General features: G+C 63.2%; 23 protein-coding genes. 6 read left to right on the plus strand and 17 right to left on the minus strand.

Going from position 1 to position 24,774, the window contains the following annotated elements:
- The first annotated feature begins 57 nt into the window (after window positions 1-57).
- Complete coding sequence (galE, locus tag SB756_RS21095) at window positions 58-1,032, plus strand: UDP-glucose 4-epimerase GalE (protein ID WP_410911723.1); 975 nt, start codon at window positions 58-60, stop codon at window positions 1,030-1,032.
- A gap of 40 nt (window positions 1,033-1,072) precedes the next feature.
- On the opposite strand, the gene SB756_RS21100 is transcribed toward galE, so the two are convergent.
- From SB756_RS21100 to SB756_RS21140, 9 genes are all read right to left on the minus strand, one after another.
- Complete coding sequence (locus SB756_RS21100; RefSeq protein WP_016499574.1) at window positions 1,073-1,879, minus strand: CpsD/CapB family tyrosine-protein kinase; 807 nt, start codon at window positions 1,877-1,879, stop codon at window positions 1,073-1,075.
- 11 nt (window positions 1,880-1,890) lie between these two features.
- Window positions 1,891-3,453, minus strand: coding sequence for a GumC family protein (locus SB756_RS21105; RefSeq protein WP_410911725.1), 1,563 nt, complete (start codon window positions 3,451-3,453; stop codon window positions 1,891-1,893).
- Window positions 3,454-3,472: 19 nt separating this feature from the next.
- A complete protein-coding gene (locus SB756_RS21110) occupies window positions 3,473-4,588 on the minus strand; it encodes a hypothetical protein (protein WP_410911727.1) in 1,116 nt (371 codons plus the stop codon).
- A 24-nt stretch (window positions 4,589-4,612) separates the two neighbouring features.
- A complete protein-coding gene (locus SB756_RS21115) occupies window positions 4,613-5,170 on the minus strand; it encodes a polysaccharide biosynthesis/export family protein (RefSeq protein WP_016499571.1) in 558 nt (185 codons plus the stop codon).
- 267 nt (window positions 5,171-5,437) lie between these two features.
- The gene (gene eppA / locus SB756_RS21120) at window positions 5,438-5,614 is read right to left on the minus strand and encodes an EPS-associated small membrane protein EppA (protein ID WP_016487266.1); all 177 of its coding nucleotides are present in this window, start codon (window positions 5,612-5,614) and stop codon (window positions 5,438-5,440) included.
- Window positions 5,615-5,865: 251 nt separating this feature from the next.
- Window positions 5,866-6,408 (minus strand): helix-turn-helix domain-containing protein, encoded by a 543-nt coding sequence (locus SB756_RS21125; RefSeq protein ID WP_410911729.1) that lies wholly within the window; start codon window positions 6,406-6,408, stop codon window positions 5,866-5,868.
- Window positions 6,409-6,605: 197 nt separating this feature from the next.
- Window positions 6,606-8,024: a short-chain fatty acid transporter gene (locus SB756_RS21130; protein ID WP_016499569.1), complete on the minus strand. Its 1,419-nt coding sequence runs from the start codon at window positions 8,022-8,024 to the stop codon at window positions 6,606-6,608.
- Between the two features lie 174 nt (window positions 8,025-8,198).
- Window positions 8,199-8,855 (minus strand): CoA transferase subunit B, encoded by a 657-nt coding sequence (locus SB756_RS21135; protein WP_016499568.1) that lies wholly within the window; start codon window positions 8,853-8,855, stop codon window positions 8,199-8,201.
- Between the two features lie 35 nt (window positions 8,856-8,890).
- On the minus strand, window positions 8,891-9,589 hold the full coding sequence (locus tag SB756_RS21140; protein WP_016499567.1) for a CoA transferase subunit A: 699 nt from the start codon (window positions 9,587-9,589) through the stop codon (window positions 8,891-8,893).
- 140 nt (window positions 9,590-9,729) lie between these two features.
- Between SB756_RS21140 and SB756_RS21145 the strand changes: the two genes are divergently transcribed.
- On the plus strand, window positions 9,730-10,635 hold the full coding sequence (locus SB756_RS21145) for a LysR family transcriptional regulator (RefSeq protein ID WP_410911731.1): 906 nt from the start codon (window positions 9,730-9,732) through the stop codon (window positions 10,633-10,635).
- On the plus strand, window positions 10,623-11,444 hold the full coding sequence (locus SB756_RS21150; RefSeq protein ID WP_410911733.1) for an aldo/keto reductase: 822 nt from the start codon (window positions 10,623-10,625) through the stop codon (window positions 11,442-11,444). Before SB756_RS21145 ends, SB756_RS21150 begins: the two co-directional genes overlap by 13 nt.
- 155 nt (window positions 11,445-11,599) lie before the next feature.
- On the opposite strand, the gene SB756_RS21155 is transcribed toward SB756_RS21150, so the two are convergent.
- From SB756_RS21155 to lexA, 4 genes are read right to left on the minus strand one after another with little or no spacing between them, the layout of a single operon-like run.
- Entirely contained in the window at window positions 11,600-14,680 is a 3,081-nt protein-coding gene (locus SB756_RS21155) for an error-prone DNA polymerase (RefSeq protein WP_410911735.1), read from the minus strand.
- Complete coding sequence (locus SB756_RS21160; protein WP_410911737.1) at window positions 14,677-16,095, minus strand: Y-family DNA polymerase; 1,419 nt, start codon at window positions 16,093-16,095, stop codon at window positions 14,677-14,679. Before SB756_RS21160 ends, SB756_RS21155 begins: the two co-directional genes overlap by 4 nt.
- A gap of 6 nt (window positions 16,096-16,101) precedes the next feature.
- The gene (imuA, locus tag SB756_RS21165) at window positions 16,102-16,722 is read right to left on the minus strand and encodes a translesion DNA synthesis-associated protein ImuA (RefSeq protein ID WP_341798811.1); all 621 of its coding nucleotides are present in this window, start codon (window positions 16,720-16,722) and stop codon (window positions 16,102-16,104) included.
- Entirely contained in the window at window positions 16,722-17,339 is a 618-nt protein-coding gene (lexA, locus tag SB756_RS21170) for a transcriptional repressor LexA (protein WP_341798810.1), read from the minus strand. The genes imuA and lexA overlap by 1 nt, the downstream gene beginning before the upstream one ends.
- 92 nt (window positions 17,340-17,431) lie before the next feature.
- Here lexA and SB756_RS21175 point away from each other — a divergent pair, with 92 nt between their 5' ends.
- Window positions 17,432-18,088, plus strand: a complete 657-nt coding sequence (locus tag SB756_RS21175; RefSeq protein WP_410911739.1) for an HAD family hydrolase — start codon at window positions 17,432-17,434, stop codon at window positions 18,086-18,088.
- Window positions 18,089-18,370: 282 nt separating this feature from the next.
- Window positions 18,371-19,282 (plus strand): LysR substrate-binding domain-containing protein, encoded by a 912-nt coding sequence (locus SB756_RS21180; protein WP_063424157.1) that lies wholly within the window; start codon window positions 18,371-18,373, stop codon window positions 19,280-19,282.
- Here the strand turns inward: SB756_RS21180 and SB756_RS21185 are convergent.
- The 4 genes from SB756_RS21185 to SB756_RS21200 form a co-directional block, all read right to left on the minus strand.
- Window positions 19,215-20,600: an MFS transporter gene (locus tag SB756_RS21185; protein ID WP_410911741.1), complete on the minus strand. Its 1,386-nt coding sequence runs from the start codon at window positions 20,598-20,600 to the stop codon at window positions 19,215-19,217. The two genes, SB756_RS21180 and SB756_RS21185, sit on opposite strands and share 68 nt — an antisense overlap.
- Window positions 20,601-20,674: 74 nt before the next feature.
- Window positions 20,675-21,004, minus strand: a complete 330-nt coding sequence (locus SB756_RS21190) for an NIPSNAP family protein (RefSeq protein WP_016499557.1) — start codon at window positions 21,002-21,004, stop codon at window positions 20,675-20,677.
- Window positions 21,004-22,722 carry an FAD-dependent oxidoreductase gene (locus SB756_RS21195; RefSeq protein WP_410911743.1) on the minus strand — a complete coding sequence of 573 codons (1,719 nt, stop codon included), beginning with the start codon at window positions 22,720-22,722 and terminating at the stop codon, window positions 21,004-21,006. Before SB756_RS21195 ends, SB756_RS21190 begins: the two co-directional genes overlap by 1 nt.
- Window positions 22,719-23,546 carry an SDR family NAD(P)-dependent oxidoreductase gene (locus tag SB756_RS21200; protein ID WP_197862847.1) on the minus strand — a complete coding sequence of 276 codons (828 nt, stop codon included), beginning with the start codon at window positions 23,544-23,546 and terminating at the stop codon, window positions 22,719-22,721. Before SB756_RS21200 ends, SB756_RS21195 begins: the two co-directional genes overlap by 4 nt.
- Window positions 23,547-23,723: 177 nt before the next feature.
- On the opposite strand from SB756_RS21200, the gene SB756_RS21205 reads away from it, so the two are divergent.
- A complete protein-coding gene (locus SB756_RS21205; protein ID WP_410911745.1) occupies window positions 23,724-24,596 on the plus strand; it encodes a helix-turn-helix domain-containing protein in 873 nt (290 codons plus the stop codon).
- Window positions 24,597-24,774 lie beyond the last annotated feature (178 nt).

Genomic DNA, 24,774 nt, shown 5'->3' on the forward strand with positions numbered 1-24,774 from the left:
TGCACGTTTCAGGGACGGTTCACTGCGTCTGTAAACAGCAGATTCCAGGAGGTGCGGATGAAATTTCTGGTAGTGGGTGGTGCAGGCTACATTGGCTCACACATGGTCAAGCACCTGCTCGGTGCCGGCCATGAGGTGGTGGTGGCGGACCTGGTTTCGCCTGGCTCCGGCATCCAGTGGGCCAAGCTCGACATTGCCGACGAAGCTGCCCTGGATGTGCTGTTCGGCGTCTGCCACTTCGATGCAGTGTTCCACTTTGCCTCGTTCATCCAGGTGGGCGAGTCGGTCAGCGCACCCGGCAAGTACTACCAGAACAACGTCGCCGCCACCCTCGCCTTATTGCAGGCCATGGTGAATGCCGGCATCAAGCATTTGGTGTTTTCTTCCAGTGCCGCCGTTTACGGTAACCCGCAGTACGTGCCAATCGATGAAGCGCATGCCAAAGGGCCGATCAACCCTTATGGGCTGAGCAAATGGATGGTCGAGCAGATTCTCGAGGACTTTGACCGGGCTTATGGCTTGAAGTCTGTATGCCTGCGTTACTTCAATGCCGCCGGTGCCGACCCCGATGGCCAGCTGGGTGAACGCCACGAACCGGAAACCCACCTGATCCCGCTGATCCTGCAGGCCGCTTCAGGCCGCCGCGAGGCGGTGACGGTGTTTGGCCGGGATTACGATACGCCGGATGGCACCTGTATCCGCGACTACGTGCATGTGGCCGACCTGGCGGCGGCGCATGCGTTGGCGGTGGATTATCTGTTGGCGGGGGGCGAGCGCACTGCGTTCAACCTGGGCAATGGCCTGGGCTTTTCGGTGCAGCAGGTGATCGATACAGCCAGGGCGGTGACGGGGCGGCAGATCAATGCCCTTGACGCGCCACGCCGCGCTGGCGACCCGCCACGGCTGGTGGCGGATGCGAGCAAGGCGCTGCAGGTGCTGGGCTGGCGGCCGGAGTTTGCTTCGCTGGAGCAGATTGTGCGGCATGCGTGGCAGTGGGAGTTGCAGTATCCCTGGAGCCTGCATCAGGGCTGAGATCTTTGGGGGCTGCAAAGCAGCCCCAAAATCTCGAACCTTAATAATAAGTTCGCGGCTGCTCGTCAGCCTTGTTCAGCACCGTCCCGACCAGGTTCACCGTGGCCAGGTGGTGCAGGCAGTCCTCGATTTCCTTCTTGTTGTTCATCCCGTTGGCTACCACCAGCAGCACACAATCAAACTTGGGTATCACGGTGATCGCATCGTCAGAGCTAAGCAGTGGGGGTAAATCGAAAATGCAGATGCGCGAGTCGTAACGGTTGCGTAAATCACTGATCAGGTTGTTCACCTTGGGCGACGACAGCATCTCGGTCGACATCGGCACCGGCACACGTGTCGGCAACACCACAAAGCGCGGCAACGTCGGGTTGACCAGGCATTCCTGCAACTCGGCCTTGTCCGTCAGGTACTCGTTCAGCGCCTGCTCCATGGGCAGGCCAAGGGTACTGCCGACTTTGGGCCGGCGCAGGTCAAAGTCCACCAGCAACGCAGTCTTGGTCGTGTGGTGAGCAATACTCATGGCCAGATTGATCGCCAGCACCGTCTTGCCCGCCTCAGGCGTTGGCGAGGTGATCGCCAGGGTACGCCAGCCGTTCTCCTCCATGGCCCTGAGCACCTGCGTGCGCAGCAGGTCGATGGGCCCGTTCATGTTGGAGTTCTTGTTGTACGCCACGATGCGGTGGCGCTCCAGATGGTCCGCCCGCAGCGGCACCACTTTGGTGTTCACATAATCGAACTGGCCAGGCACTTCCGCCAGCGCGGTGCCGGGGGCGGGTGACAATGCCTGGGGGGTTCCCGGGGTAACCTGGTGAAGATTATTGCCAACAGACGGCTTGGTCCTGTCCATCACTGCTTTCCCTATGCAAACCGAGATATGACTTTGAACAACAGCACATCCAGTGGCATGTAGAAGACGTGCACCAGCACTACCATGATAGCCGCCAACGCCAGTGCCGCCAGGATCAGCCAGTTACGCCACCGTTTGCGCCTGGCCACGTCGGCCCGGGTATCGATGTAGGGGATTGCCACCAGCACCCGTTTGCCCAGCAGGTTTTCCAGAGCGCCGACGCCGCGCACGCGCTGGTTGAGTATTTCCAGCAGCATCACCAGGGCGCCGCCGCCTGCCGGTGCCAGCACCAGGCCCAACGCAGCGATCTTCTTGCGATTAGGCTTGATCGGTTTTTCAGGCATCAGCGGTGGCTCCAGCAGTACAAAGCGCTCGGCCTTGTTCTCCTGCTCCAGGCTTTCGGTAATTTTCGCGCCCATTTCCTTGGCGCGGATTTCTTCATACTTCTTGCGCGCGTTATCGTGGTCACGCATCAAGGTCACCAGGCCACGCTCGACTTGCGGCGCCTCGAGGATCTCGGCCTCGTAGCCCTCCATCTTTCTGGTCAGCTCGCGCTTCTGATCGGCCAGCGAGCTGATACGTTCCTGGGCCGCGCTCATCTTGGCTCGAACGCGCGCCACGTCGAGGCTGACTGTGGACGTGGTGGCCGTGCGCCCGCCGCTGGCTTCGAGCGCCTGGATCTTGCGCTTGACCGCCACCACATCCGGGTGGGCATCCTTGTAGCGGGTCAGCAACCGGGCGTACTCGGCCTTCAGGCTTGGCAGGTCCTGAGGCTGGTCGGCACTGGCTGGCTTGCTGCCTTCGGTAGTCTTGGTGGCCAGGCCGGCATTGGCCGCAGACAACTCCAGCTCCAGGTAGCGCAGTTCTTCCTGGGCGGCCTTGTAGTCACGATCGACTTCGCGGAACTCCAGCTCCGAGCGCGAGAGCATGTTCATGCGCAGGGTCTGGTGCTCTGGCAAGGCATTGGCGTGGGCCTGTTTGAAGTCGGCCAGCTGGTTCTCCAGGCTGGCCAGTTCGGCACCCAGCTTGTTGGCCTCCTGGGTAAGAAACTCGGTGGTTTCGTTGGCCCGCTCGGTGCGCTGCTTGAGGTTTTCGTTGAGAAAAAGGGTAACCAGTTCGTCGGCCACTTCCTTGGCGACTTCCGCCTGCTTGTGTTCGAAGGACACATTGAACGCAACCGTCGCCTCGCCTCGCCCGCGCACGAACGTGGTGAGGGTTTCGACCACGATGGCATTGCGCATCTGGTCGATCTTGTCAGACTCGCTCAAGCGCTTGTCGGCGAACAGGTTGTACTTGTCGATAATGCGCAGCAGGTTCTCGCGGGTCATCACCCGCTGGCGAATCACCTCGATGCGCTCATCGGCAAAGCTGGTGGTGTTGGTCGACACCAGCTCGGGCGAAATCTGCTGTGACTCCACAAGGATGGTGCCGGTCGACTGGTAGAGCGGCGGCACCATCAACGCGACCGCCACGGTCGCGGCAAGAATGACTACGGCACTCACCCCTAACACCAGGGCCCTGTCCTTGATAATGGCGATGTAATCTCTGATGGAGAGTTCGTAGTCAGACTTCATGGGGCCACCTGCCTGAAGTTCAGATGTCGGGGTACCTGTACGTCAACGTCAAACCAACGATCGTAGCGGTTGCATCGGGCGCCTGGTCCTGTTGCCGCTCCTTGTACATCAGCGACAGACGCAGGTCCCAGTACGGTGAAAACTGGCGGCTGGCCCAGACGCTGTACGTCTGCAATGTATTAGGGCTCTGCCCTTTGCTGTCTTGCCAGGCAGCGTCAGCGCCCACCCGGTCCAGTTCGGTGACGGCGTAACTCCACACGCCACGCACCTGGTCCAGCTCGGCGAAGCCGCCTTCAGCACTGGCCACCGTGCTCCGCTCGGCGGTCAGGCTGGCAATGGCACGCGTGCCGGTGTAGAGCAACGCCACCCCACCCTCCCCGCGTCGACCGCCGTCGTCGCCAGACACCTGGTTGACGCCAATGTGGGCATCGGCGCTCAGGCCTTCGGCAAGCTGGTACTTGATGCCGACTGCCGGGGTGTAGCTGTTGGACGCGGTCGCGGTAAGGTCCTGCTCTGGCTCATAGCGTCGGGCACCGAAGCGGGTATACACATCGGCCCGCTCGCTCCAGGCATAGGTCCAGGTAAACACGTTTGCCAGTTCGTCGTACCCCGTCAGCGTACTGATGTCATAACGGGCACGGTTAAAGGTGGTTTCGTTGCTCAAGGTACTGCGCTCGGTAACCGCCTGGCTCCGGTTGCCGGTCAGGGTGTAGAGCTTTTGGGTACCGTCGGTGGTGATCACCCCGGTATCCAGCACCGTGCCCGACAGTGTCGAACTTTCGTTGTAGCGCGCCACCAGGCCGAAACGACCACGCTCGGTGGTGCGCTGCCAGCCCAGGCTGATATCAGGGTCTTCACGGTCATCGACCACATCCGTGTCGGACGAGCGCAACACATGCATGCCCAGCCCCAACCTCAATTCGTCCTGGCCGAAGGTACCGATCAGGGTGTAGTCCGGCGCGATGATCGTGCGCGTTACACCCTTTTCCCCCGATGTCAGCAACAAAGGGTTGCTGTCATATTCGACGGATGTCGGTACCACCACCGTAGACTGCCAATTTGCCGCCAGGACCGCGTCCGTGAACGGCAAGACCAAGATTGCCGTTGCAATGCTAGTTGTTCTAAGAAGAGGCATTAAATGTTCTTATTAAAGGCAAGATCAAGGAACGACCAGCGTATCGCCAGCCTGAAGTTGGATGTTGGTGGACATATCCCGCCCAGACACCAGGTCCTTATATCGCACGGGCAGGATCTTTTGGGAAGCACCGGTGCCGCGGACCACCTTGATATCGCTTTCGTCAGCAAACTTGTCCAGGCCGCCCGACATGCTCAGCGCCTGAAGCACTGCGGTAGGGCCCGCCATCTGCACGGGGCCCGGCTTGATCACTTTGCCTTGGACATAGACCAGGTTGCCGGCGATGCTCTTGACGACAACGCTGACGTTCGGGTCGGGGAGGAATTTTTCGAGTTTGGCAGCCACTTGCTTCTCAACTGCCGTTACATCCAGCCCGGCAACATTGATGCGCCCGGCCAAGGGGAAGGTAATACTGCCATCGGGTAGTACGGTGGCTTCTTGACGCAGGCTGTCTTCCTGCCACACCGAAACCATCACCACATCACCGGGGCTGAGCAGGTAAGCCGCACCGCTCTGATCGGCGTTGCCAGCACTGGACCACACGGTCAGCACGCAGAATGCGGCAATCAATGAACGCATCATGAGGGTCCCTCCGGCCAAATGGCCCGAAAAAGAGCACTGAATGAGAACAGCACACCAACTCTCGCTCTGCTTCGCGGCTTAGGCCCGCCGCGATGGCCTCGTCCTTCCTGGAGGCCCCAACCTTGACGCTTTACAGGTAGGCTGCCTTGCTCTGCAAACCAAGGCCCTTCAAGGGCTACTGGGAATATAGCAACGGTTGGGAAATTCACAAGCCAGGCCCCGGGCTTGCAACAACCTCTGCCCACTCTGGAAAAAAGGCGGTCAGCCTCAGATTTTTCTTCTGTTTGCCACCAGCACAAAGCCAACAACTGCGAAGGCTAACAACCAGCCGGCGGTTGAAACAGGAATGATACTGTTTTGGTTTACATATGAATCTGCCGCACGCGCAGCGCCACTCAGCAACACCAGCAAGAACATCGATTTGATAATCAGAGTCGTGCGCATACGCCCCTCCAAAAAAACAGGAAAATCAATTAGTTATTTGCTCGGTGTGGCGGGAGTTGTTTCGCTGTTGACTTGAGCTTATGGGCACAATGACACTACGTCAATGATCCGACACCATAATAAAATTCAATGGGAGATGGGGTTATTCGTCAAAATACCGACATGCAAATTATGCAAAGAAATGCCGCTGCAAGGGAGGCTGCGTTTCACGGATGAGAATACGTGGGGGCGTTCCCCTGCCCCCTGTGGTTTTATTCGTCTGCGTGGTGAACCACGACCAGCAATTGCGCCGGCTGGGCACCTACCGAGCGTAGTCGGTGCGGTGTCTGGGCGTTGAAATGCAAGGCATCGCCCTGCTCCAGCAGCACCCGTTCGGTCATGAAATCCACCTCCACCTGGCCTGCGTGCACAAACAGGAACTCCTCGCCCAGGTGTTCCTTGAACGTGGGGTCGCTGAACTCGTTTGGCGGCTGGATCAGAAAGGGCAGCAGGCTGCGCTGCCCGACCTGGCTGGTGAGGGCTGCATAGCCCGGCCCTTGCCCATCGCCTACCAGCGCCTGACGTTCGCCATGGCGCACCAGGCTGTAGCGGCTCTGGCCGGCCTGCTCTTCAGCGAACAGCTCTTCGACATTGACGTTCAATGCCCGTGCGAGCTTTAGCGCGGCGGCAATCGAGGGTGTATTAAGGCCGCGCTCGACCTTGGACAGGTAGCTTTTGGTCATGCCGGTCTTCTCGGCCAGCATTTCCAGGGTCATTCCCAGTTTCTTACGCAGCAGTTTCAATCGGATAGACATGTGACGCGGGTTTCCCAGGCTGAGGCAGCCATGATACGCATCTGAAAGCTGACGCCAAGCCTGCAGATTGTCGCCCTGCCTCGGCAGGCACCACCTCACCCTGTGGGAGCGGGCAAGCCCGCGAAGAATACGACGCGGTGCTTGGCACCGGCTGTGCCGGTGTTCGCGGGCAAGCCCGCTCCCACAGAGTGCCTGCCCTATGGCATCACAGGCGGTACGTATTGCAGCGTCGTACCCAGCGCCCACAACAACACCAGCACCAACGGCACGTGCACCAGCAACTGCACGAACGAGAAGCCGATCAGGTCGCGCGCCTTGAGCCCCAGCACGCCCAGCAGGGGCAGCATGTAGAACGGGTTGATCAGGTTCGGCAAGGCTTCGGCAGCGTTGTAGATCTGCACCGCCCAGCCCAGGTGGTACTGCAGGTCGTTGGCCACCAGCATCACGTACGGCGCCTCGATGATCCACTTGCCACCGCCCGATGGGATGAAGAAGCCCAGCACCGCCGAATACACCCCCATCAGCACGGCATAGGTGTCATGGGTGGCAATCTGGGTGAAGAACAGCGAAATATGGTGGGCCAGGGTCTGTTCATCGACACCCTTCACCTGGGTGAGAATGGCCGCGATGGAACCGTACAGCGGGAACTGGATCAGTACTCCCGTGGTGGTCGGTACGGCGCGCGCCACTGCGTCAAGAAAGCTGCGCGGGCGCCAGTGCAGCAAGGCACCGAGCATGATGAACAGCAGGTTGTAGGTATTCAGCCCGGAGATCGCGGTAATCGCAGGCTTGGTGGCGAACTCCTGATAAAGCCAGCCAGCGGCCAGGGCCACCAGCAACAGGATCAGGATCGGGCTGTGCTCCAGCCACTCACCCGGGCGAGTGCGCTGCGGTGCAGGTGGCGCGGTGAAGCTGGGGTCGACGCCGCAGTCTTCGGCGCTACGTGCACTGTTCGGGCCTGGGGCGGTGGCATAGGCGATGAACAGCGAGACCACCACCAGCGCCGCCAACATGACGCCGGACTGCCAGAGGAAGATGGTTTCAGTGAACGGGATCACGCCAGTAATCGACAGGATCGAAGGTGGCAGGCTGGCCGGGTTGGCCTGCAGTTGCGCCGCCGACGATGACAAGCCCAGTGCCCACACTGCGCCCAGGCCCAGGTAGGCGGCCGCGCCGGCGGCGCGGTAGTCCATCTTGAGATCGGTGCGCCGCGCCAGCGCGCGTACCAGCAGGCCACCGAATACCAGCGACAGCCCCCAGTTGAGCAAGGAAGCCAGCATCGAGATCAGCGCTACCCAGCACACTGCCGAGCGACCATTGCCGGGGATGCGCGCCAGGCGATCGATCAGCCGCGCGGCGGGCGGCGAGCTGGCCACCACATAACCGCCAATGACCACGAAGGCCATCTGCATGGTGAACGGGATCAGGCTCCAGAACCCGTCACCAAAGGCCTTTGCGGTGTCGGTCGGCTTGGCTCCCATGGCCAGGGCACCGATGCACACCAGCAGCACCGCCAGTGCGGCGAACACCCAGGAGTCGGGGAACCAGCGTTCGGCCCAGTTGGAACAGCGCAAGGCAAAGCGCGCGGAACGGCTGTCTTGGATTTCAGCGGCCACAGTTGAATTCCTTTTATTGGTTTTATCGGATAAGTCAGCAAAAACACAAAACCCCTGTAGGAGCAGCCTTGTGCTGCGAAGAGGCCAGTACAGACAAACATTATGTGAATGCCTGCACTGGCCCCTTCGCAGCACAAGGCTGCTCCTACAGGGGAATGTATGAAGCCCGTTGAATCAGAAGGTCATTTCCTTCACATCATCCGGCACGATCAGCTTGCCGGCGGTTTTCGCGATGATCTCTTCAACGCTTACCCCCGGCGCGGTTTCGCGCAGGATGAACGCGCCGTCTTCGATTTCCAGGTAGGCCAGGTCGGTCAGCACCTTGCGGATGCAGCCGGCGCCGGTCAGCGGCAGGCTGCATTGCGCAAGCAACTTGGACTCCCCGTCCTTGGAAGCGTGGGTCATGGTGACGATGATGTTCTCGGCGCCAGCCACAAGGTCCATGGCACCACCCATGCCTTTGACCAGCTTGCCGGGGATCATCCACGAGGCGATGTTGCCTTGTACGTCCACTTCAAAGGCACCCAGCACGGTCAGGTCGACGTGGCCACCACGGATCATGGCGAACGATTGTGCCGAATCGAAAATCGAGGCGCCGCGGCGGGCGGTGACGGTTTGCTTGCCGGCGTTGATCATGTCGGCATCGAGGGTACTTTCGGTCGGAAACTCGCCCATGCCGAGCAGGCCGTTTTCCGATTGCAGCATCACATCCATATCTGCGGGTACGTAGTTGGCCACCAGGGTCGGAATGCCGATGCCCAGGTTGACGTAGTAGCCGTCTTTCAGTTCACGTGCGACGCGTTGCGCCATCTGTTCGCGGGTCAGTGCCATGGTCAGGGTCTCTTTGTTGTTCTGGTGGATGGCGCTCAGGCCTTGACGGTGCGCTTTTCGATACGCTTCTCGAAGGTGCCGACGATGACACGGTCCACGTAGATGCCCGGGGTGTGGATTTCGCTCGGCAACAGCACGCCGGGTTCGACGATCTCTTCCACTTCGACCACGGTGATCTTGCCGGCGGTGGCAGCCAGCGGGTTGAAGTTTTGCGCGGTGTTGCGGTAGACCACGTTGCCGTAGTGGTCGGCCTTCCAGCCCTTGACGATGGCGAAGTCACCGGTAATGGATTCTTCAAGGATGTACTTGCGGCCCTTGAACTCGCGCACTTCCTTGCCCTCGGCAACCGGGGTGCCGTAACCGGTGGCGGTGAAGAACGCCGGGATTCCGGCACCGCCGGCGCGCATCTTCTCGGCCAGGGTGCCCTGCGGGGTCAGCTCCACGTCCAGCTCACCGCTGAGCAGTTGGCGTTCGAATTCGGCGTTTTCTCCCACATAGGACGCGATCATCTTGCGAATCTGCCGGTCTTCCAGCAACACGCCGAGGCCGAAGCCGTCGACGCCGCAGTTGTTCGAGACTACGGTCAAGCCCTTGACGCCACGTCGCTTGATTTCGCTGATGAGGTTTTCCGGGATGCCGCACAGGCCGAAACCACCGGCCAGCACTGTCATGTTGTCGGTCAGGCCTTCGAGGGCCTGTTCGTAGGTTGCAACGCGCTTGTCCAGTCCGGCCATGCTGATCCGCCTTTTGTAGTTGTAGAACCGACGAGGCTGTCGGTGAGCGTGTGCAGACATCTTCACCGCACGCGACTGATTTGTTAATTTTGTTTTCGTCATCGATTGATAACTTTTACAAAACAAACAATAGGCCTGTCATGAACGTCAAGCAACTGCGTGCCTTTGTCGCCGTGGCCAAGTACCAGAGCTTCGCCCAGGCCGGTGAGCACCTGCATATATCGCAGCCCGCCCTGAGCCTGACCATCAAGGCCCTGGAAGAAAACCTCGGCGGCGCCCTGCTCAGCCGCACCACGCGCAGCGTCAGCCTGACCGCCGAGGGCGAAGTGTTGCTGCCGCTGGCACGGCGCCTACTGGCAGACTGGGACGACACTGAAGAGATGCTGCGCCAACGTTTCACCCTGCAACTGGGCCGGGTATCGGTGGCGGCCATGCCAGCCTTTGCCGGCAACCTCCTGCCCCACTCGCTCAAGGTATTTCGCCAGCGCTACCCCAAGGTCAACGTCACGGTGCATGACGTGATCAACGAACAGGTGCTGGAACTGGTACGCCATCGCCGCGTCGAACTGGGCATCGGCTTCGAGCCGGACAACATCGACGGGCTGGATTTTCACCCGTTGTACCTGGACCGCTTCGTCGCAGTGGTACCGGCCGACTCGCCCCTGGCGTTGCTGCCCCAGGTCAGCTGGGCAAAGCTGATGGCCGAAGACTTCGTGGCCCTGCAACGCCCTTCGGCGGTGCGCCTGCTGATGGAGCAGAATGTGGCCGCCCACCACGGCAAACTGGCCGTGGCATTCGAGAGCCACCAGTTGGCAACCATTGGCCGCATGGTCGCCAGCGGCCTGGGGGTCAGTGCCGTACCGGCGCTGTGCATCAACCAGATGCAGGAGCTCGGCGCCCGCTGCATTACCTTGGTGGAGCCCACCGTCGAGCGGCGCATCGGCGTGATTGCCCTCAGTGAACACAAGCTTTCCACCGCAGCGCAAGCGCTGCTTGAGGTTCTGCTTTCCAATACACGGATCCCGGAGGTGACATGCGTTACGTGAAACTGGCAGGTTCGAGCGTTCCGGCCATTGGCCAGGGCACTTGGTACATGGGTGAGGACCCCGGCCGCAAGGCTGCCGAAGTGGCGGCCCTGCAACAGGGTATCGAGTTGGGCCTGACCCTGATCGACACCGCCGAGATGTATGCCGAAGGCGGCGCGGAAGAAGTGGTTGGCCAGGCCATTGCCGGGCGCCGCGGCCAGGTGTTCCTGGTCAGCAAGGTGTACCCGCACAATGCCAGCCGACGCGGCATGGCGGCCGCCTGCGAGCGCAGCCTCGCCCGCCTGGGTACCGACTGCATCGACCTGTACCTGCTGCATTGGCGTGGCCAGCACCCGTTGGAAGAAACCGTCGAAGCCTTCGAGCGTTTGCGCGAGCAAGGCAAGATCAGGCGCTGGGGCGTGTCCAACTTCGACGTCGACGACCTGCGCGAACTGCACAACCCTGAATGCGCCACCAACCAGGTGCTGTACAACCCGGCGCAGCGTGGCATCGAATTCGACTTGCTGCCTTGGTGCGGAAAGCGCGCGCTGCCGACCATGGCCTACTGCCCGCTGGCCCAGGCCGGGCGCTTGCTGCAGCATCCTGTGCTGGCAGAAATTGCCGAGCGCCATGGCGCCACGCCGGCCCAGGTCAGCCTGGCCTGGGTGACCCGCAGTGATGGGGTGATCGCCATCCCCAAGGCCGTGGCGCCCGAGCATGTTCGGCTGAATGCAGCCGCAGGTGCGCTGACCTTGAACAGCGAGGACCTTCGGGCAATCGACCGGGCGTTCCCGGCACCGACGCGCAAGCAGCGGTTGGCGATCGTCTAACTACTCACGCGGTACTTGTAGGAGCGGCCTTGCGCCGCGAAAGGGCCGCAAGGCGGCCCCAGCAATGGATGCGGCGAAGCTGAAACCCTGGGGCCGCTGTGCGGCCCTTTCGCGGCGCAAGGCCGCTCCTACAGGGGGCCGTGTTGATGCGCAACTCAGTGGAAATCCCGGCTGCGCACATCCAGCCCTTGCAGCAACGGGCTCACATCTTCCAGCCGCCGTGCAATCAGGTGCCGCACGCCGTTCTCCTGCTCCAGCCGCCCACTGACCTTGAGCAGCTGCGACCCCACCAACGCCCGCCGCTGCCGTTCGGCAATGTCCCGCCACACCACCACATTGACCATCCCGTGCTCGTCTTCCAGGGTGACGAAGGTCACTCCGCTGGCGGTCTGGGGCCGTTGCCGCCCCACCACCAACCCGGCCACGGCAATGTTGTCGCCATGCTCCACACCCTGCAATTCGCTGGAGCTGCGACACCCCAGCGCCCTCAGGCGTGAGCGCAACAGTGCCAGCGGATGCGGCCCCAGCGTGGTACCCAGGGCCTGGTAATCGACCATCAGGTCTTCACCTACGGTAGGCACAGGCAATTCCACTGGCGTTTCAGGCACCGGTTGCACCTCGGCAAACAGGGGCAGCTGCGGCTGAACCGCCGCCACCTGCCAGCGTGCCTGGTGCCGGTCACTGGCCAGGGCACGCAGCGCCCCGCCATCGGCCAGGCGGGCTCGGGCCCTTGAATCGAGCCCTGCACGCAGGCACAGGTCTTCGACATCGCGCCATGGCCGTTGCGCCCTCGCCTGCTCCAGGTGCCTGGCATCGGCCTCGGCCAAACCGCGCACCAGGCGCAAGCCCATGCGAATAGCCAATGTGCCTTCAGCATCAGGCTCAAGGGTGCAGTCCCACTCGCTGTGGCAGACATCAACCGGGCGCACCTCGATACCCTGGCGCCGGGCCTCTTGCAACAACTGGTCAGGGCTGTAGAAGCCCATGGGCCAGCTGTTGACCAGCGCGCAAGTGAAAATCGCCGGCTCATGGCACTTCAGCCAGCTGCTGGCATAACACAGCAAGGCGAAGCTGGCCGCGTGCGATTCCGGGAAGCCATAGCTGCCAAAACCCTTGATCTGCTCGAAGATGCGCTCAGCAAACGCCAGGTCGTAACCATTGCGCAGCATGCCTTGCACCAGCCGCTCACGGTGCGGTTCCAGGCCACCGTGGCGCTTCCAGGCCGCCATGTTACGACGTAGCTGGTCGGCCTCGCCCGGCGTGTAATCGGCGGCAACCATGGCCAGCTCCATCACCTGCTCCTGGAACAGCGGCACGCCCAAGGTACGCTCGAAGACCTCCTTGAGCTGCGGCGATGGGTAGGTTACCGGTTCCTGCTTCAGGCGCCGGCGCAGGTACGGGTGCACCATGTCACCCTGGATCGGCCCGGGGCGGACAATCGCCACCTCGATGACCAGGTCATAGAACGTGTTGGGCCGCAGCCGGGGCAGCATGGCCATCTGCGCCCGCGACTCGATCTGGAATACCCCCATGGTCTCGGCGCGGCTGATCATGGCGTAGGTGGCCGGGTCTTCGCCAGGAATGGTAGCCAGGGTCAGTTGTTGGCCGCGATGGCGTTGCAGCAGGTCGAAGCAGCGGCGCAAGGCACTGAGCATGCCCAGCGCCAGCACGTCGACCTTTAGCAGGCCGACCATGTCCAGGTCGTCCTTGTCCCACTGGATCACCGTGCGCTCCGCCATCGCGGCATTTTCCACCGGCACCAGCTGGTCGAGTGGCTGCTGGGAGATGACAAAGCCGCCTGGGTGCTGCGACAGGTGCCGGGGGAAGCCGATCAGCTCGCCAGCCAGCACCAGCACCCGCCGCAGTGAAGGGCTGCCGGCCTCAAAGCCGGCCTCGGCCAGGCGCTGGTCATCGGGAATGCGGTCGCTCCAGCGACCACAGCACTTGGCCAGGGCATCCACCTGGTCTGCCGGCAAACCCAATACCCGCGCTACATCGCGCACCGCACCCGCGGCATGGTAGGTGTTGACCACCGCCGTCAGCGCAGCACGGTGTCGGCCATAACGGCGAAACACATACTGGATCACTTCTTCGCGCCGGTCGTGCTCGAAGTCCACGTCGATATCAGGCGGCTCGTTGCGTTCGCGCGACAGGAAGCGCTCGAACAGCAGGCGATGCTGCATGGGGTCGAGCTCGGTAATGCCCAGCACGAAACACACCACCGAGTTGGCGGCCGAACCGCGGCCCTGACACAAGATGCCTTGGCTGCGGGCGAAGGCGACGATGTCGTGCACGGTCAGGAAGTAACTTTCGTAACCAAGTTCCTCGATCAGCGCCAACTCCGTGGCCAGCACATCACGCACCTTGTCACTCGGCCCGCCTGGCCAGCGTAGCGGCAAGCCTTGCTCGCACAGTTCACGCAACCAGCTTGCCGGGGTATGGCCCTGGGGCACCAGTTCGCGCGGGTACTGGTATTTCAACTCGCTCAGGTCAAATTGGCAGCGCTCGGCAATGGCCATGGTCTCGGCCAGCAGGTCGGCAGGATAGAGTTCGCCCAACTGTGCCTGGCTGCGCAGGTGCCGCTCGCCATTGGCAAACAGGAAGCGCCCAGCCTCATCCACCCGGCAATGCTGGCGGATGGCGGTCATGCAGTCCTGCAAGGCACGGCGGCCGCGCACATGCATGTGCACATCGCCACAGGCCACGGCGCGGATACCCACTTCAGCCGCCAGGCCTCGCAAGCCTTGCAGGCGCAGGGCATCGTCACTGCCTCGATGCAGGTGCACGGCCAGCCACAGCCGTTCGCCGAACACGCTGCGTAACCACTCACCCGTGGCAGTGTCGGCGCAGTCATCGGCCACCCACAGCGCCAGCAGGCCTTGATGGTGTTGTTGCAGGTCGTCGCGAAACAGCTGGTAATCGCCCTTTTGCGCCCGCCGGCGAGCCCGCGTGATCAGCGCGCACAAACTCTGGTAACCGGCCAGGTTCTCTACCAGCAGCACCAGCTTGGGGCCGCCCTGCAGAAGCACCTCGCTGCCCACGATCAGCCGCAGCTGATGCGCCTTGGCAGCCTGCCAGGCCCGAACGATGCCAGCTAAGGTGCACTCGTCAGTGATCGCCAGGGCCTGGTAGCCCTGTTCACCCGCGCGCCGGAACAGCTCGTCAGCGCTCGACGCCCCGCGCTGGAAGCTGAAGTTGGACAGGCAATGCAGCTCGGCATAACCCTGCTTGCTCATGCGAACCACCCCTGCAGCCACAGCGGGCCGGCCTGACCCAGGTCGCGGTAGGCCCAGCCGCGCAGGCCATCACGGGTTTCGATGCGGTAGTAGTCGCGGCGCACGTCGCCGCCATCCCACCAGCCCGACTCGATGCGTTCGGCCTGGCCCTGTACCTGGTAGCTGGCGGCGTCCAGCGCCATCGGGGCTGGCAGTAGCCAGCCCGGGCGAGTGCCTGGGGCAACCGGCATGCTGCCTTGGGCGCCTTGCTCGGTCAGCTGCCAGGCGCATTCGGGGCGGTGATCGGCAGCCGCGCTCAGCCCCTTCACGGCCTCATCCCCCAGGCGGGCGCGCAGCCGCTCGCGCAATTGTTCCCAGGGTTGCGCCTGCTGCGCACGAGGGTCAAACAACGCCTGGTGCTGGGGCACGAAGGTAGGCAGGTCCTCGGCAACCAGCCGCACGTTGCGCACGGGTGCGGGAATGCGCAACGGCTCCAGGCGCCCACGGGTCAGTTCGAACAGCATGGCGGCATCGCGTTCGGCAGCCAGCAGGCCTACCGTGAGCAGGGTGTCCGGCCCTTCGGCATGTTCCAGGTGCAGGCAAAAGCGCTGCACGCCACAGTCGCGCCCGGCGAGGAATGCGGCAAGGTCGTTGAGCATGCGCCGCAGCGGGAACAACAGCGCCTGGTGCGACTCGACATCGAAGTTCAGCTCCAGCCGGGTTTCGAAACGGTCCGGTGGCTGGTAGAAGTCCAGCCCCATATTGCGCAGGCCAAGCAGCTGGTCGAGGTGCAATTGCACCTGGGGCGCAAAGCGCCTGGCCAATGTATCGCGCGGCAAGGACAGTACCTGGCCCAGCTGGCGCAGGCCCATGCGGGCAAAGGCTTCGGCGGCGTCTGTCGGCAAGCCGATGCGGGTGATGGGCATGCCTAGCAGAGCCGCACGGGTGGCGTCGGCATCGCCCACGGCCAAGCCATCATGAGCATTGGCAAGCATGCGCGCCGCTACCGGGTTGCTGGCCAGGACGATGCGTTGGCGCAGGCCCAAATCTGCCAGCTCCTGGCGCAGACGTGCCTCGAACAAGGGCCAGGGGCCGAACAGTTGCAGGCTGGAGCCTACTTCCAGGAGCAACGCCCGCGGGTAATGCAGGCTGACCTGGGCACTGAAGCGATAGGCCCAGGCCGCCAGCAATTGCTGCACATGCTCGATACGCCTGGGGTCGGCTTCGACGCAGGTGAAACCCTCCGCCAGGGCACGTGCCGCCGTCAGGGTCTGCCCTGCCCTCAACCCGAGTGCGGCCGCTGCCGGGCTGACCGCTTGCAATACCCGGCGCTGGGTAGGCCCGCCAAGCAGCACCAAGGGAGTGTCGGGGTCGTCACGCTCACGCAGGACCGTGTCCAGCGCCAGCTGCGGGAGCAGGATGCAGGCCCAGAGCATGGTGCATCAGCCCCGCCCTGGGCAGGCGATGGGCAGCGCCGGTGGCATGCCGCCCCGGCTTTTAAGCACACGCCACTGCGCCGGACGCGTGTCGAGGGCAACCCGCAGCGCTGCTGGCGACGGGTTGTGTGCTGCCTGGTACGGCCGGCAGGCGAATGCCAGCGCCTGTCCGGTTTCTGCGGCCACCTGCAAACGCCGCAGGGCCCGGTCATCGGCACGTTCAGGCCAGCACAGCACCGCCGCGCAACTGCCCGAGCGCAGGCACTGCTCGGCCGCCCACAAGGCATCGGCAGGGGCGGCATCTACCTGCACCAGCCAGCGCAGGTCTACCCCGGCTGCCTGCCAGGCCGGTGCGTAAGGGATGAACGGCGGTGCCACCAGTACTACCCGGCTGCCTTCAGTACTCAGCCGCGCCAGTGTGGGCCACAGCAGTTGCAGTTCGCCGCAACCGGGGCTGGCCAGTAGCAACTCGCTGAGTGCCGCCGCCGGCCAGCCGCCTTCAGGCAGGCGCTCGTCAAGGGCCGCATGGCCGGTGGGCTGCAAGCCGAGTGGCCGCGCCTGGGCCTGCCGCCCGCGCCAGACACGGCGCTGATCGAGCAGCCTGTCGAGGTCGACCACTGCGCCCATCAGTCACGCCTCAGCAGGCCGCAGAACACGCCTTCGATGAAAAATTCCTGTTCAGGCTGCACATCGATGGGTGCATAGGCCGGGTTGCGTGGCAACAACCGGTAACCGCTGCCCTGGCGTTGCAGGCGTTTGATGGTCACTTCGCCGTCCAGGCGCGCAACCACGATCTGGCCATCGCGGGCGTCGGCCTGTTGCAGGATGCCGACCAGATCACCATCGAAGATGCCGTCGTCGACCATCGAATTGCCACGCACTTTAAGCAGGTAGTCAGGGGTGCGGCGGAACAGGCTGGGGTCGATCAGCAGCTGTTCGTGGATATCGAGGTCCGGGCCGATGGGTGCACCCGCCGCCACCTGGCCCAGCACCGGCACTTCGAGGATTTCTGGCCGACGCAGCGGTTCGGCCAGGCGAATGCCCCGCGCCTGGTTCGGCGTGACATCGATATAACCGGCCTGGCACAAGGCGGTGATGTGCTTGCGCGCAACGCTGCGCGAAGCAAAACCGAAGCGCGTGGCGATATCGGCCAGGCTCGGTGGCTGCCCTTGATCGGCAATGCGCTCGCGGATGAATTCGAAAATGGCGCGGCGTTTGGGGGTAAGATTGTCCATGGAGCACATTTGTACTCTTTTCGGAGCACGCTGAACAGCCCCCTTCGTCGTCAGCTTTGGTTATGATCCCCTGGCTTGTGTTTTCTTGATCTGGATATCCCATGCTGACCGCCCTGCTGTTCGACCTCGACGGAACCCTCACCGACACCGACACCCTGCACCTGCAGGCCTTTCGCCAACTGCTGCGCGAACATGACGGCCGCGAACTGAGCCAGGCGCAGTTCGATGCCCAGGTCAGCGGCCGCGCCAACGGCGAGCTGTTCGCCGAGCTGTTCAGCGGTGCGAGCGTCGAACAGTGCCGGGCGCTGGCCGACCGCAAGGAGGCGCTGTTTCGCGACCTGTCACCGTCTCTTGACCCGATGCCAGGCCTGTTGCGCCTGCTGGAGCATGCCAAGGCCCATGACATCGGCATGTGCGTGGTGACCAACGCACCGCGGCTGAACGCCGAACACATGCTGAACGCCATGGGCCTTGGCCAGCAGTTCGAGCATGTGCTGGTGGCCGAAGAACTCGCGCGGCCCAAGCCAGACCCGCTGCCCTACCTCACCGGCCTGCAGCGGCTGGGCGCCGAGGCCACCCAGGCGCTGGCCTTCGAGGATTCATTGCCGGGGGTGGCGGCCGCCAGTGGGGCGGGGATATTTACCGTGGGCGTGGCCACGACACAGACGCCGGAGCGGTTGCTGGAGGCGGGCGCCAAGCTGGTAGTGAATGATTTCAATGACCCGGCGTTGTGGGCATTGATCGAGGGTATGGCTTGAGGTGTGGGGTGTGATTGAGACCGAGCGCCGCCCGCGCGGCGCTTCGCAGCACAAGGCTGCTCCTACATCTGGTTAGGGCCAGTGACGCCTGCGCCAACGTGCGCGACCGCCTTGTTTATTCGACACGGTATCGAGGTGAACACCAAAGGGCCGCGCGCCTTGACCACAGGAATCATTGGCCCGAAACAGATGTAGGAGCAGCCTTGTGCTGCGAAGCGCCGCGCGGGCGGCGCTCGATCTCAAACACCCCATAACCCTATAGCCATACCCACCCAGGCCCCCATGCTGATCGACGAAGAACTGACCCTCAAAAAGCTGGAAACCTTTCTTGCCTTCATGCGCACCGGCAACCTCGGCCGCGCGGCGGTCGAGTTGTCTACCAGTGCCGTCAGCGTGCACCGCGCCATCCACTCGCTGGAAAGCGCCCTGCGCTGCCCGTTGTTCAAGCACGAAGGCCGCCAGCTGATCCCTCTGGAAAGCGCCTACGTGCTGGAAAAGAAAGCCCGGCAGCTGATCCAGGACGCCGAACAGATGGTGCGCCAAACCCGCGAAGCCGCAGGGTTCTACGCCGAGCGCTTCCGCCTGGGCGCGCTCTACTCGCTGACGGTAAAAACCGTGCCCAAACTGGTCATGGGCCTGAAACTGCGCCGCAGCGAGCTGAACATCGACCTAACCCTGGGCTCCAACGTCGACTTGCTGCAGCGCCTGAAAAACCACGAGCTGGAAGCTGTCCTGGTGTCTCTCGACGAAAGCGTCAGCGACCCGGCCTGCGAGCAGCTGCCGCTGTTCTCCGACGACATCTTCCTAGCTGTCCCCACCGACTCGCCCTTCGCCGGACAGGCCGAGGTAGACCTGGCCGACCTCGCCGACTCCACCTTCATCACCCTGACCCAGGGCTTCGCCACCCACCGCGATGGCGCGCGGGTGTTCCAGCAGGCCGGCTTTGAGCCCAAGGTAGCCATGCAGGTGAATGACATCTTCACCCTGCTGAGCATGGTCAGCTCGGGTGTGGGCTTTGCCCTGCTGCCCGGGCGCATTGCGGCGGTGTACGAAAACCGCGTCAGGCTGATTGCCTTGAAGCCGCAATACCGCTTGCAGCAGCACATTGGCGTGGTGTTTCTGAAGGCTAGGGAGCGGGAGCCGAACCTGCTGGCGTTGCTGGCGGAGTGCCGGATGTACAGCCTTGAGCGCTAACCCGTAACGCAGCATTTCGCCCCTGCAACCATACCGCCAATGCCGCCAGCCCGGCAGGCAACAGCAGCGAAGCGAACACTTGTTCAAAACTCCAGCCCAGCGCCAGCATCTGGGCCCCGGCAAAGGCGCTGAGCACGGCGCCAATGCGCCCGATGCCGCTCATCCAGCTGGCCCCGGTCGCCCGCGCTTGCGTCGGGTAAAAGGCCGCCGCCAGTGCATTCATGCCAACGCTCGCGCCATTCAGCCCAAAGCCCACGGCGCAGGCAATGGCGCACAGCCAGGCGAAATCCCCCGCCACCTGGCCAATTGTGAAGATAACCGCGCCGCTGAACAGAAACGTCAGCATCAGTACGCGCTGCGGGTTACAGCGATCCATGGCCCAGCCCACTGAAATCGCCCCTACCGGGCCGCCAATCTGGAAACAGGCCGTGACAATGGCGGCTTCAGACACCGAAAAACCACCGCCCTCCTTCACCAGTGTCGGCAGCCAGCCGCTGAACAGATAAACCAGGAACAGCGCCAGCACGTAGCCAGCCCAGAGCATGCAGGTACCAAAGCGGTAGCGCGGCGAGAGGATAGTGCCAATCGCGCCGCCAGTGCCCTGGGGTTTGGCGGGCGTGACGAAGGTACTGTCGGCATTGACATGTTCAGGGGCCAGGCGGCGGACAATGGCCAGAATGCGCTGGCGGTCTGCACCTTTGCTGACCAAAAAGGTGACCGATTCCGGCAGCCGCCAATACAGCAGCGGCAGGACAAGCAGCGGCAACACCCCGCCCAGCACCAGCACACTGCGCCAGCCCAGGTTGGGTATCATCCAGGCGCTGACGAAACCACCCATCGCCGCACCTAGGGAGAACCCGCAGAACGCCAGGGTGATCAGCAGCGAGCGGCTGCGCGCCGGGGCGTATTCGCTGACAAGGGTGCTGGCATTGGGCATAGCAGCACCCAGGCCCAGGCCGGTAAGAAAACGTAGCGCGACCAGGGTTTCCAGGTTTGGCGAGAAGGCCGAGGCCAGGGTCCAGATGCCGAACAGCAGCACGCTGCACAGCAATACCGCCTTGCGCCCGTAGCGGTCAGCCAGGGGGCCGGCAATCAGGGCGCCAAGGGCCAGGCCGATCAGCGCAGCGCTCAATACCGGGCCCAGGCTTTGCGCGCTCAGGCCCCAGTCGCTTTTCAGCTGCGGGGCAATGAAGCCGATGATGGCCACGTCCAGGCCGTCCAAGGCGATGATCAGGAAGCCGAGGAACACTACCCATTTCTGGTAGCGGCCGATGGGTTGCTGGTCGATCAGTTGGCGCACGTCGAGTGTGTTGTTCATGGGTATCACCTGTTGTTGTTTTTATGACGGTGTTTCGGGGCCGCGTTGCGGCCCAATCGCCGGCACAGGCAACATCACTGCCTGTCGAGGCTGCGCAGATACACAGGCCTTATGATCCGTGTTTCCTGCGTCACCACCAGGTCACGGGTGGCATGCAGATAAGCAGCAAAATCCGGGTCGGCATCCCGCGCCGCGCTGCGCTTTTCAAAGTCATCCAGGCTGTCATAACCCCACAGGTGCACCACCTGGTTCAGCGGCCCGATGCTGCTGGTGTAGAACGCCAGTGGTGCGCCGAGGTGGCGCAGCAGGATTGGCATCGCCAATTGGTCGAAGGCTTCGAGAAAGGCCGCCATGCAGCGCGGGCGAATGGTATAGATACGGTGATCGACCACTGCCTTGTCCATCACGCCACCTCCCGCGCATTGCCGGCCGCCGCCAGCCCCTGCTCCACACCAGCCAGGTGGCGCCCGGTGATGTAGCCAAAGGTCATGATCGGCCCGAGGGTAATGCCGGCACCGGGGTAGTTGCCGCCCATGATGCTGGCACGGTCGTTACCCACCGCATACAGCCCTTCGATGGCCTGCCCGTCGGCGGCCTGCACTTCACCGACCACGCTGGTGCGCAGCCCGTCGAAGGTGCCCAGATCGCCCATGATGACCTTCACGGCAAAGTACGGCCCCTCGCCCACTGGCGCCACGCAGGGGTTGGGCTGTTGCTGTGGGTCGGCCAGGTAGCGGTTGAAGCTGGTGCTGCCGCGGCCGTACTGGCGGTCTTCACCCTGCACTGCCCCAAGGTTGTAATCGCGCACGGTCCGTTCCAGCCCTTGCGCATCGATACCGGCCTTGCCTGCCAGCTCAGCCAGGGTCTTGCCCTTGAGCAGGTAGCCGTTACGCAACAGGGGCCCCGTCGGCATCGGGGCAGGCTTGGCGAAACCCAGGCCGTACTTGGCCAGGGTGCGGCGGTCGCACACCAGCCACATGGCGGTTTCTGCCTGGCCGGCACAGGCTTCGATCAGTGCTGCACCCACGTCGTGGTAGGAGTTGGACTCGTTGGTGAAACGCTGGCCCGAACGCAACACCCCGATCACACCCGGCTTGTAGCGGTCCAGCAGATGCGGAAAGGCGATGTATCGCCCGGCACCTACCGGCACCTTCGACACGGGCATCCAGGCCGCCGGCGCTTGCAGGCGGATATCGACCTTTGCCCCCAACGCCTCGGCCATGCGAGCGCCATCGCCGGTATTACCCGCTGGCACCGGTGAAAAATGCTCACCACCACGGCGCACATGCGGGTAGGCCTGGCGCAACCGTTGCAGGTCATGGGAGAACCCGCCACAGGCCAGCACCACCCCGCGCCGTGCCTGAATGCGCAGTTCGCTGTTGCCTTGCCCGGCCAGTGCCCCCACCACCCGCCCACCGTCGCGCAGCAGCTGCCGCGCCGGGGTGCCGGTGAGGATCGGGATGCCCAGGTCCAATGCCGAGCGTACCAGCCGCGCTGCCAAGGCATTGCCGCTGGTAACCTGGGTACCGCGGCGATACAGGGCAAGCTCCTTCAGGTGGGTGAGCAGGCGCCTGGCCACATACACGAACGAAGTCAACGATCGGGTAACGTTGAAGAAGTGCTTGAGGTCGGCATTCGATGAATTGAACATCATGCCGATGAAGGTGATGGTTTTCAGCGGCGGGCGCAGGCGTGCCATGTCCGGCCCCAAGCCGCGGATGTCGTAAGGTGCGGCCAGTATCGAGCGGCCCACATCGACGCCCCCTTCGACTTGTGGGTGATAGTCGGGGTACAGCGTGGGCACGAACTTCACGGCGGTTTCCCGCTCGAAAAAGTCCACCATCTGCGGCCCGTAGCGCAAGAACGCCTCGACCCCGGCCGCGTCAAAGCAGGCACCGGTTTCGTTGCGCAGGTAAGTCATGGCCGCCTCGGGGCTGTCGTTGGCGCTGTGCCTGTTACCGGGCACCCACAACACACCGCCGGAAAACGCCGTGGTACCGCCAAAACAGTCGTCTTTTTCGATGACGATCACGTCAAGGCCATGCTTCTTTGCAGTAATGGCGGTCGCCAGGCCACCAGCACCCGCGCCGACAACCAGCACATCGCAGTTACGCGTGGTCATGCGCGTGCCCCCTCAAAGCCTGGGCGCGGGATCAGCGCCATGGGCATGCTTTCGAGGCCGCCATCCACGGTCAGCTCTGCACCGTTGATGTAGTCGGCGCGCTGGCTGGCCAGGAACAGCACGGCTTCGGCGATATCCTGCGGTTCACCAATGCGCTGGTTGGCCGTCATGGCGCAGCGCTGGCGTTCGATCTGCGGGTCGGCATAAAACGCTGCGGACAAGGGTGTGCGGATCAACCCCGGGCAAACGGCATTGCTGCGCACACCGCGCGGCCCCCATTCCACGGCAATCTGGCGCGACAGCATGCTGACCCCGGCCTTGGCCGCACTGTAGGCACCGCTGTTGGGTTGCGGGTAATGGGCGGCGATCGAGGCCACGTGCACGATACGGCCCTGGCCGCGGGCCAGCATCGAACGGCCGAAGGCCTGGGCACACAACAGGTAGCCCGTGAGGTTGACTGCCAGCACCTGGTTCCATTGCTCCAGGCCTAGCCCATCCAGCGCACCGGGGCGCAGCACGCTGGCATTGTTGACCAGTACATCGCAGCGCCCATGCAGCGCCTGAACCTGGGCGGCGGCCTGCTCTACGCTGGCCGGGTCGGCGATGTCGCAGCCCAGGGCGCTGACCTCACCGACACTGTGTTCGCCCAAGGTGGCAGCGAGTTCACGGCATTTGTCCAGGTCACGGTCCAGCAGGACCACATGGGCGTGCTGCCCGACCAGGGCGCCGGCCAGCGCCGCGCCAATACCACCGGCGGCACCGGTGACCACGCAGACGGCCGAATCCAGGCCCAGCCATTGAGAGGGGATCTTGTTGTTGTGCATGCTGCTCTCCAGAGTGTCGCTTCATCTGGGCCACAGCCTAGGGCCGGCAGGCACACCGGCAGAATGGACAAAACCTGCAACCAGCCCCACATTCCCGACAATTTTCGCCCTGCCGCCTGAAGCCTGCAGGCAGCTGTGGCACAGTAGCCAGGTACCGAACAGAACAATTACAACAACATGAACAAGATCCCCAACTACGCCCTGTACGGTGAAACCGCACAACCGGTGTGGCACGAAGCCCTGCATGTGGAGCAGATCTCCCAACGGTCTGGCGCACACAACTGGGAAATTGCCGCGCACCGTCATGAAGGCTTGCTGCAGCTGCTGTACCTGCAAAGCGGCGGCGGTGAAGTGCTGTTCGACAGTGACCGGCTCCAGGTGCAGGCCCCCTGCGTGGTGTATGTGCCGGCGCAAGTGGTGCATGGATTCCATTGGGCCGGCCAGGTCGAGGGCCACGTGATCACCGCCGCCCAGCACCCGCTGGAAAGTATCGCCCAGGTGCTGGCACCCAACCTGCTGGTGCAGGTGCGCAAACCACAGGTGATCGCCCTGCCGTCGTGGGCAGCCGACGAAGACCCGTTGCTGCCGCTGTGCATGGCCTTGCGCGAGGAGTACCACAACCGCGCCCGTGAGCATGTGGCCAGCAGCATGGCGCTGTTGCTGACGCTGCTGATCCAGGTGCTGCGCCATGAACCGCACCTGCCCCACGGTGGGCAGCGCCCAGTGTCAAGGCGCAGTCAGCAGCTGACCGCATTGCGTGAATTGGTGGACATGCATTACCGCGCGCACTGGCCACTTGAGGACTACGCCGCCGAGCTGGGCATGACCCTGGCTACGCTTGGGCGGTTGTGCCAGGAGCACCTGGGCATGACGCCCATGAACGTGATCAATGCCCGGCTGGTGCTGGAGGCCAAGCGCATGCTTGGGCATTCGAGCCTGAGTGTGAAAGAGATCGCCCATGAGCTGGGGTTTGCCGATGTGGGGTATTTCAGCCGGTTCTTTCGCAAGCATGCGGGGATGAGCCCTAGCGGGTTTCGCGAGGGCCAGTAACATCTGCCGGCTTTTGCTGTGGCCTGCACTGGCCTCTTCGCAGCACAAGGCTGCTCCTACACGTATCGCGTGCTCATGTAGGAGCAGCCTTGTGCTGCGAAGAGGCCGGCACAGGTCAGCACTAGACCGCCAAGGCCCGCTGCACCTCGCCTACCGTGGCCGCCAGGCATATTCATTA

The sequence above is a fragment of the Pseudomonas sp. SIMBA_068 genome (assembly GCF_046534705.1).
Lineage (GTDB): Bacteria > Pseudomonadota > Gammaproteobacteria > Pseudomonadales > Pseudomonadaceae > Aquipseudomonas > Aquipseudomonas putida.

Bases quoted from the DNA above. Each gene is read 5' to 3' on its own strand.
- SB756_RS21150 (WP_410911733.1), top strand. From the start codon at position 10,623: ATGCGTTACGTGAAACTGGCAGGTTCGAGCGTTCCGGCCATTGGCCAG.
- SB756_RS21125 (WP_410911729.1), bottom strand. From the start codon at position 6,408: ATGTCTATCCGATTGAAACTGCTGCGTAAGAAACTGGGAATGACCCTG.
- SB756_RS21140 (WP_016499567.1), bottom strand. From the start codon at position 9,589: ATGGCCGGACTGGACAAGCGCGTTGCAACCTACGAACAGGCCCTCGAA.
- SB756_RS21160 (WP_410911737.1), bottom strand. From the start codon at position 16,095: ATGCTCTGGGCCTGCATCCTGCTCCCGCAGCTGGCGCTGGACACGGTC.
- SB756_RS21180 (WP_063424157.1), top strand. From the start codon at position 18,371: ATGCTGATCGACGAAGAACTGACCCTCAAAAAGCTGGAAACCTTTCTT.
- lexA (WP_341798810.1), bottom strand. From the start codon at position 17,339: ATGTGCTCCATGGACAATCTTACCCCCAAACGCCGCGCCATTTTCGAA.
- SB756_RS21185 (WP_410911741.1), bottom strand. From the start codon at position 20,600: ATGAACAACACACTCGACGTGCGCCAACTGATCGACCAGCAACCCATC.
- SB756_RS21145 (WP_410911731.1), top strand. From the start codon at position 9,730: ATGAACGTCAAGCAACTGCGTGCCTTTGTCGCCGTGGCCAAGTACCAG.
- imuA (WP_341798811.1), bottom strand. From the start codon at position 16,722: ATGGGCGCAGTGGTCGACCTCGACAGGCTGCTCGATCAGCGCCGTGTC.
- SB756_RS21110 (WP_410911727.1), bottom strand. From the start codon at position 4,588: ATGCCTCTTCTTAGAACAACTAGCATTGCAACGGCAATCTTGGTCTTG.
- SB756_RS21100 (WP_016499574.1), bottom strand. From the start codon at position 1,879: ATGGACAGGACCAAGCCGTCTGTTGGCAATAATCTTCACCAGGTTACC.
- SB756_RS21205 (WP_410911745.1), top strand. From the start codon at position 23,724: ATGAACAAGATCCCCAACTACGCCCTGTACGGTGAAACCGCACAACCG.
- SB756_RS21175 (WP_410911739.1), top strand. From the start codon at position 17,432: ATGCTGACCGCCCTGCTGTTCGACCTCGACGGAACCCTCACCGACACC.
- eppA (WP_016487266.1), bottom strand. From the start codon at position 5,614: ATGCGCACGACTCTGATTATCAAATCGATGTTCTTGCTGGTGTTGCTG.
- SB756_RS21115 (WP_016499571.1), bottom strand. From the start codon at position 5,170: ATGATGCGTTCATTGATTGCCGCATTCTGCGTGCTGACCGTGTGGTCC.
- SB756_RS21190 (WP_016499557.1), bottom strand. From the start codon at position 21,004: ATGGACAAGGCAGTGGTCGATCACCGTATCTATACCATTCGCCCGCGC.
- SB756_RS21105 (WP_410911725.1), bottom strand. From the start codon at position 3,453: ATGAAGTCTGACTACGAACTCTCCATCAGAGATTACATCGCCATTATC.
- SB756_RS21135 (WP_016499568.1), bottom strand. From the start codon at position 8,855: ATGGCACTGACCCGCGAACAGATGGCGCAACGCGTCGCACGTGAACTG.
- galE (WP_410911723.1), top strand. From the start codon at position 58: ATGAAATTTCTGGTAGTGGGTGGTGCAGGCTACATTGGCTCACACATG.
- SB756_RS21155 (WP_410911735.1), bottom strand. From the start codon at position 14,680: ATGAGCAAGCAGGGTTATGCCGAGCTGCATTGCCTGTCCAACTTCAGC.
- SB756_RS21200 (WP_197862847.1), bottom strand. From the start codon at position 23,546: ATGCACAACAACAAGATCCCCTCTCAATGGCTGGGCCTGGATTCGGCC.
- SB756_RS21195 (WP_410911743.1), bottom strand. From the start codon at position 22,722: ATGACCACGCGTAACTGCGATGTGCTGGTTGTCGGCGCGGGTGCTGGT.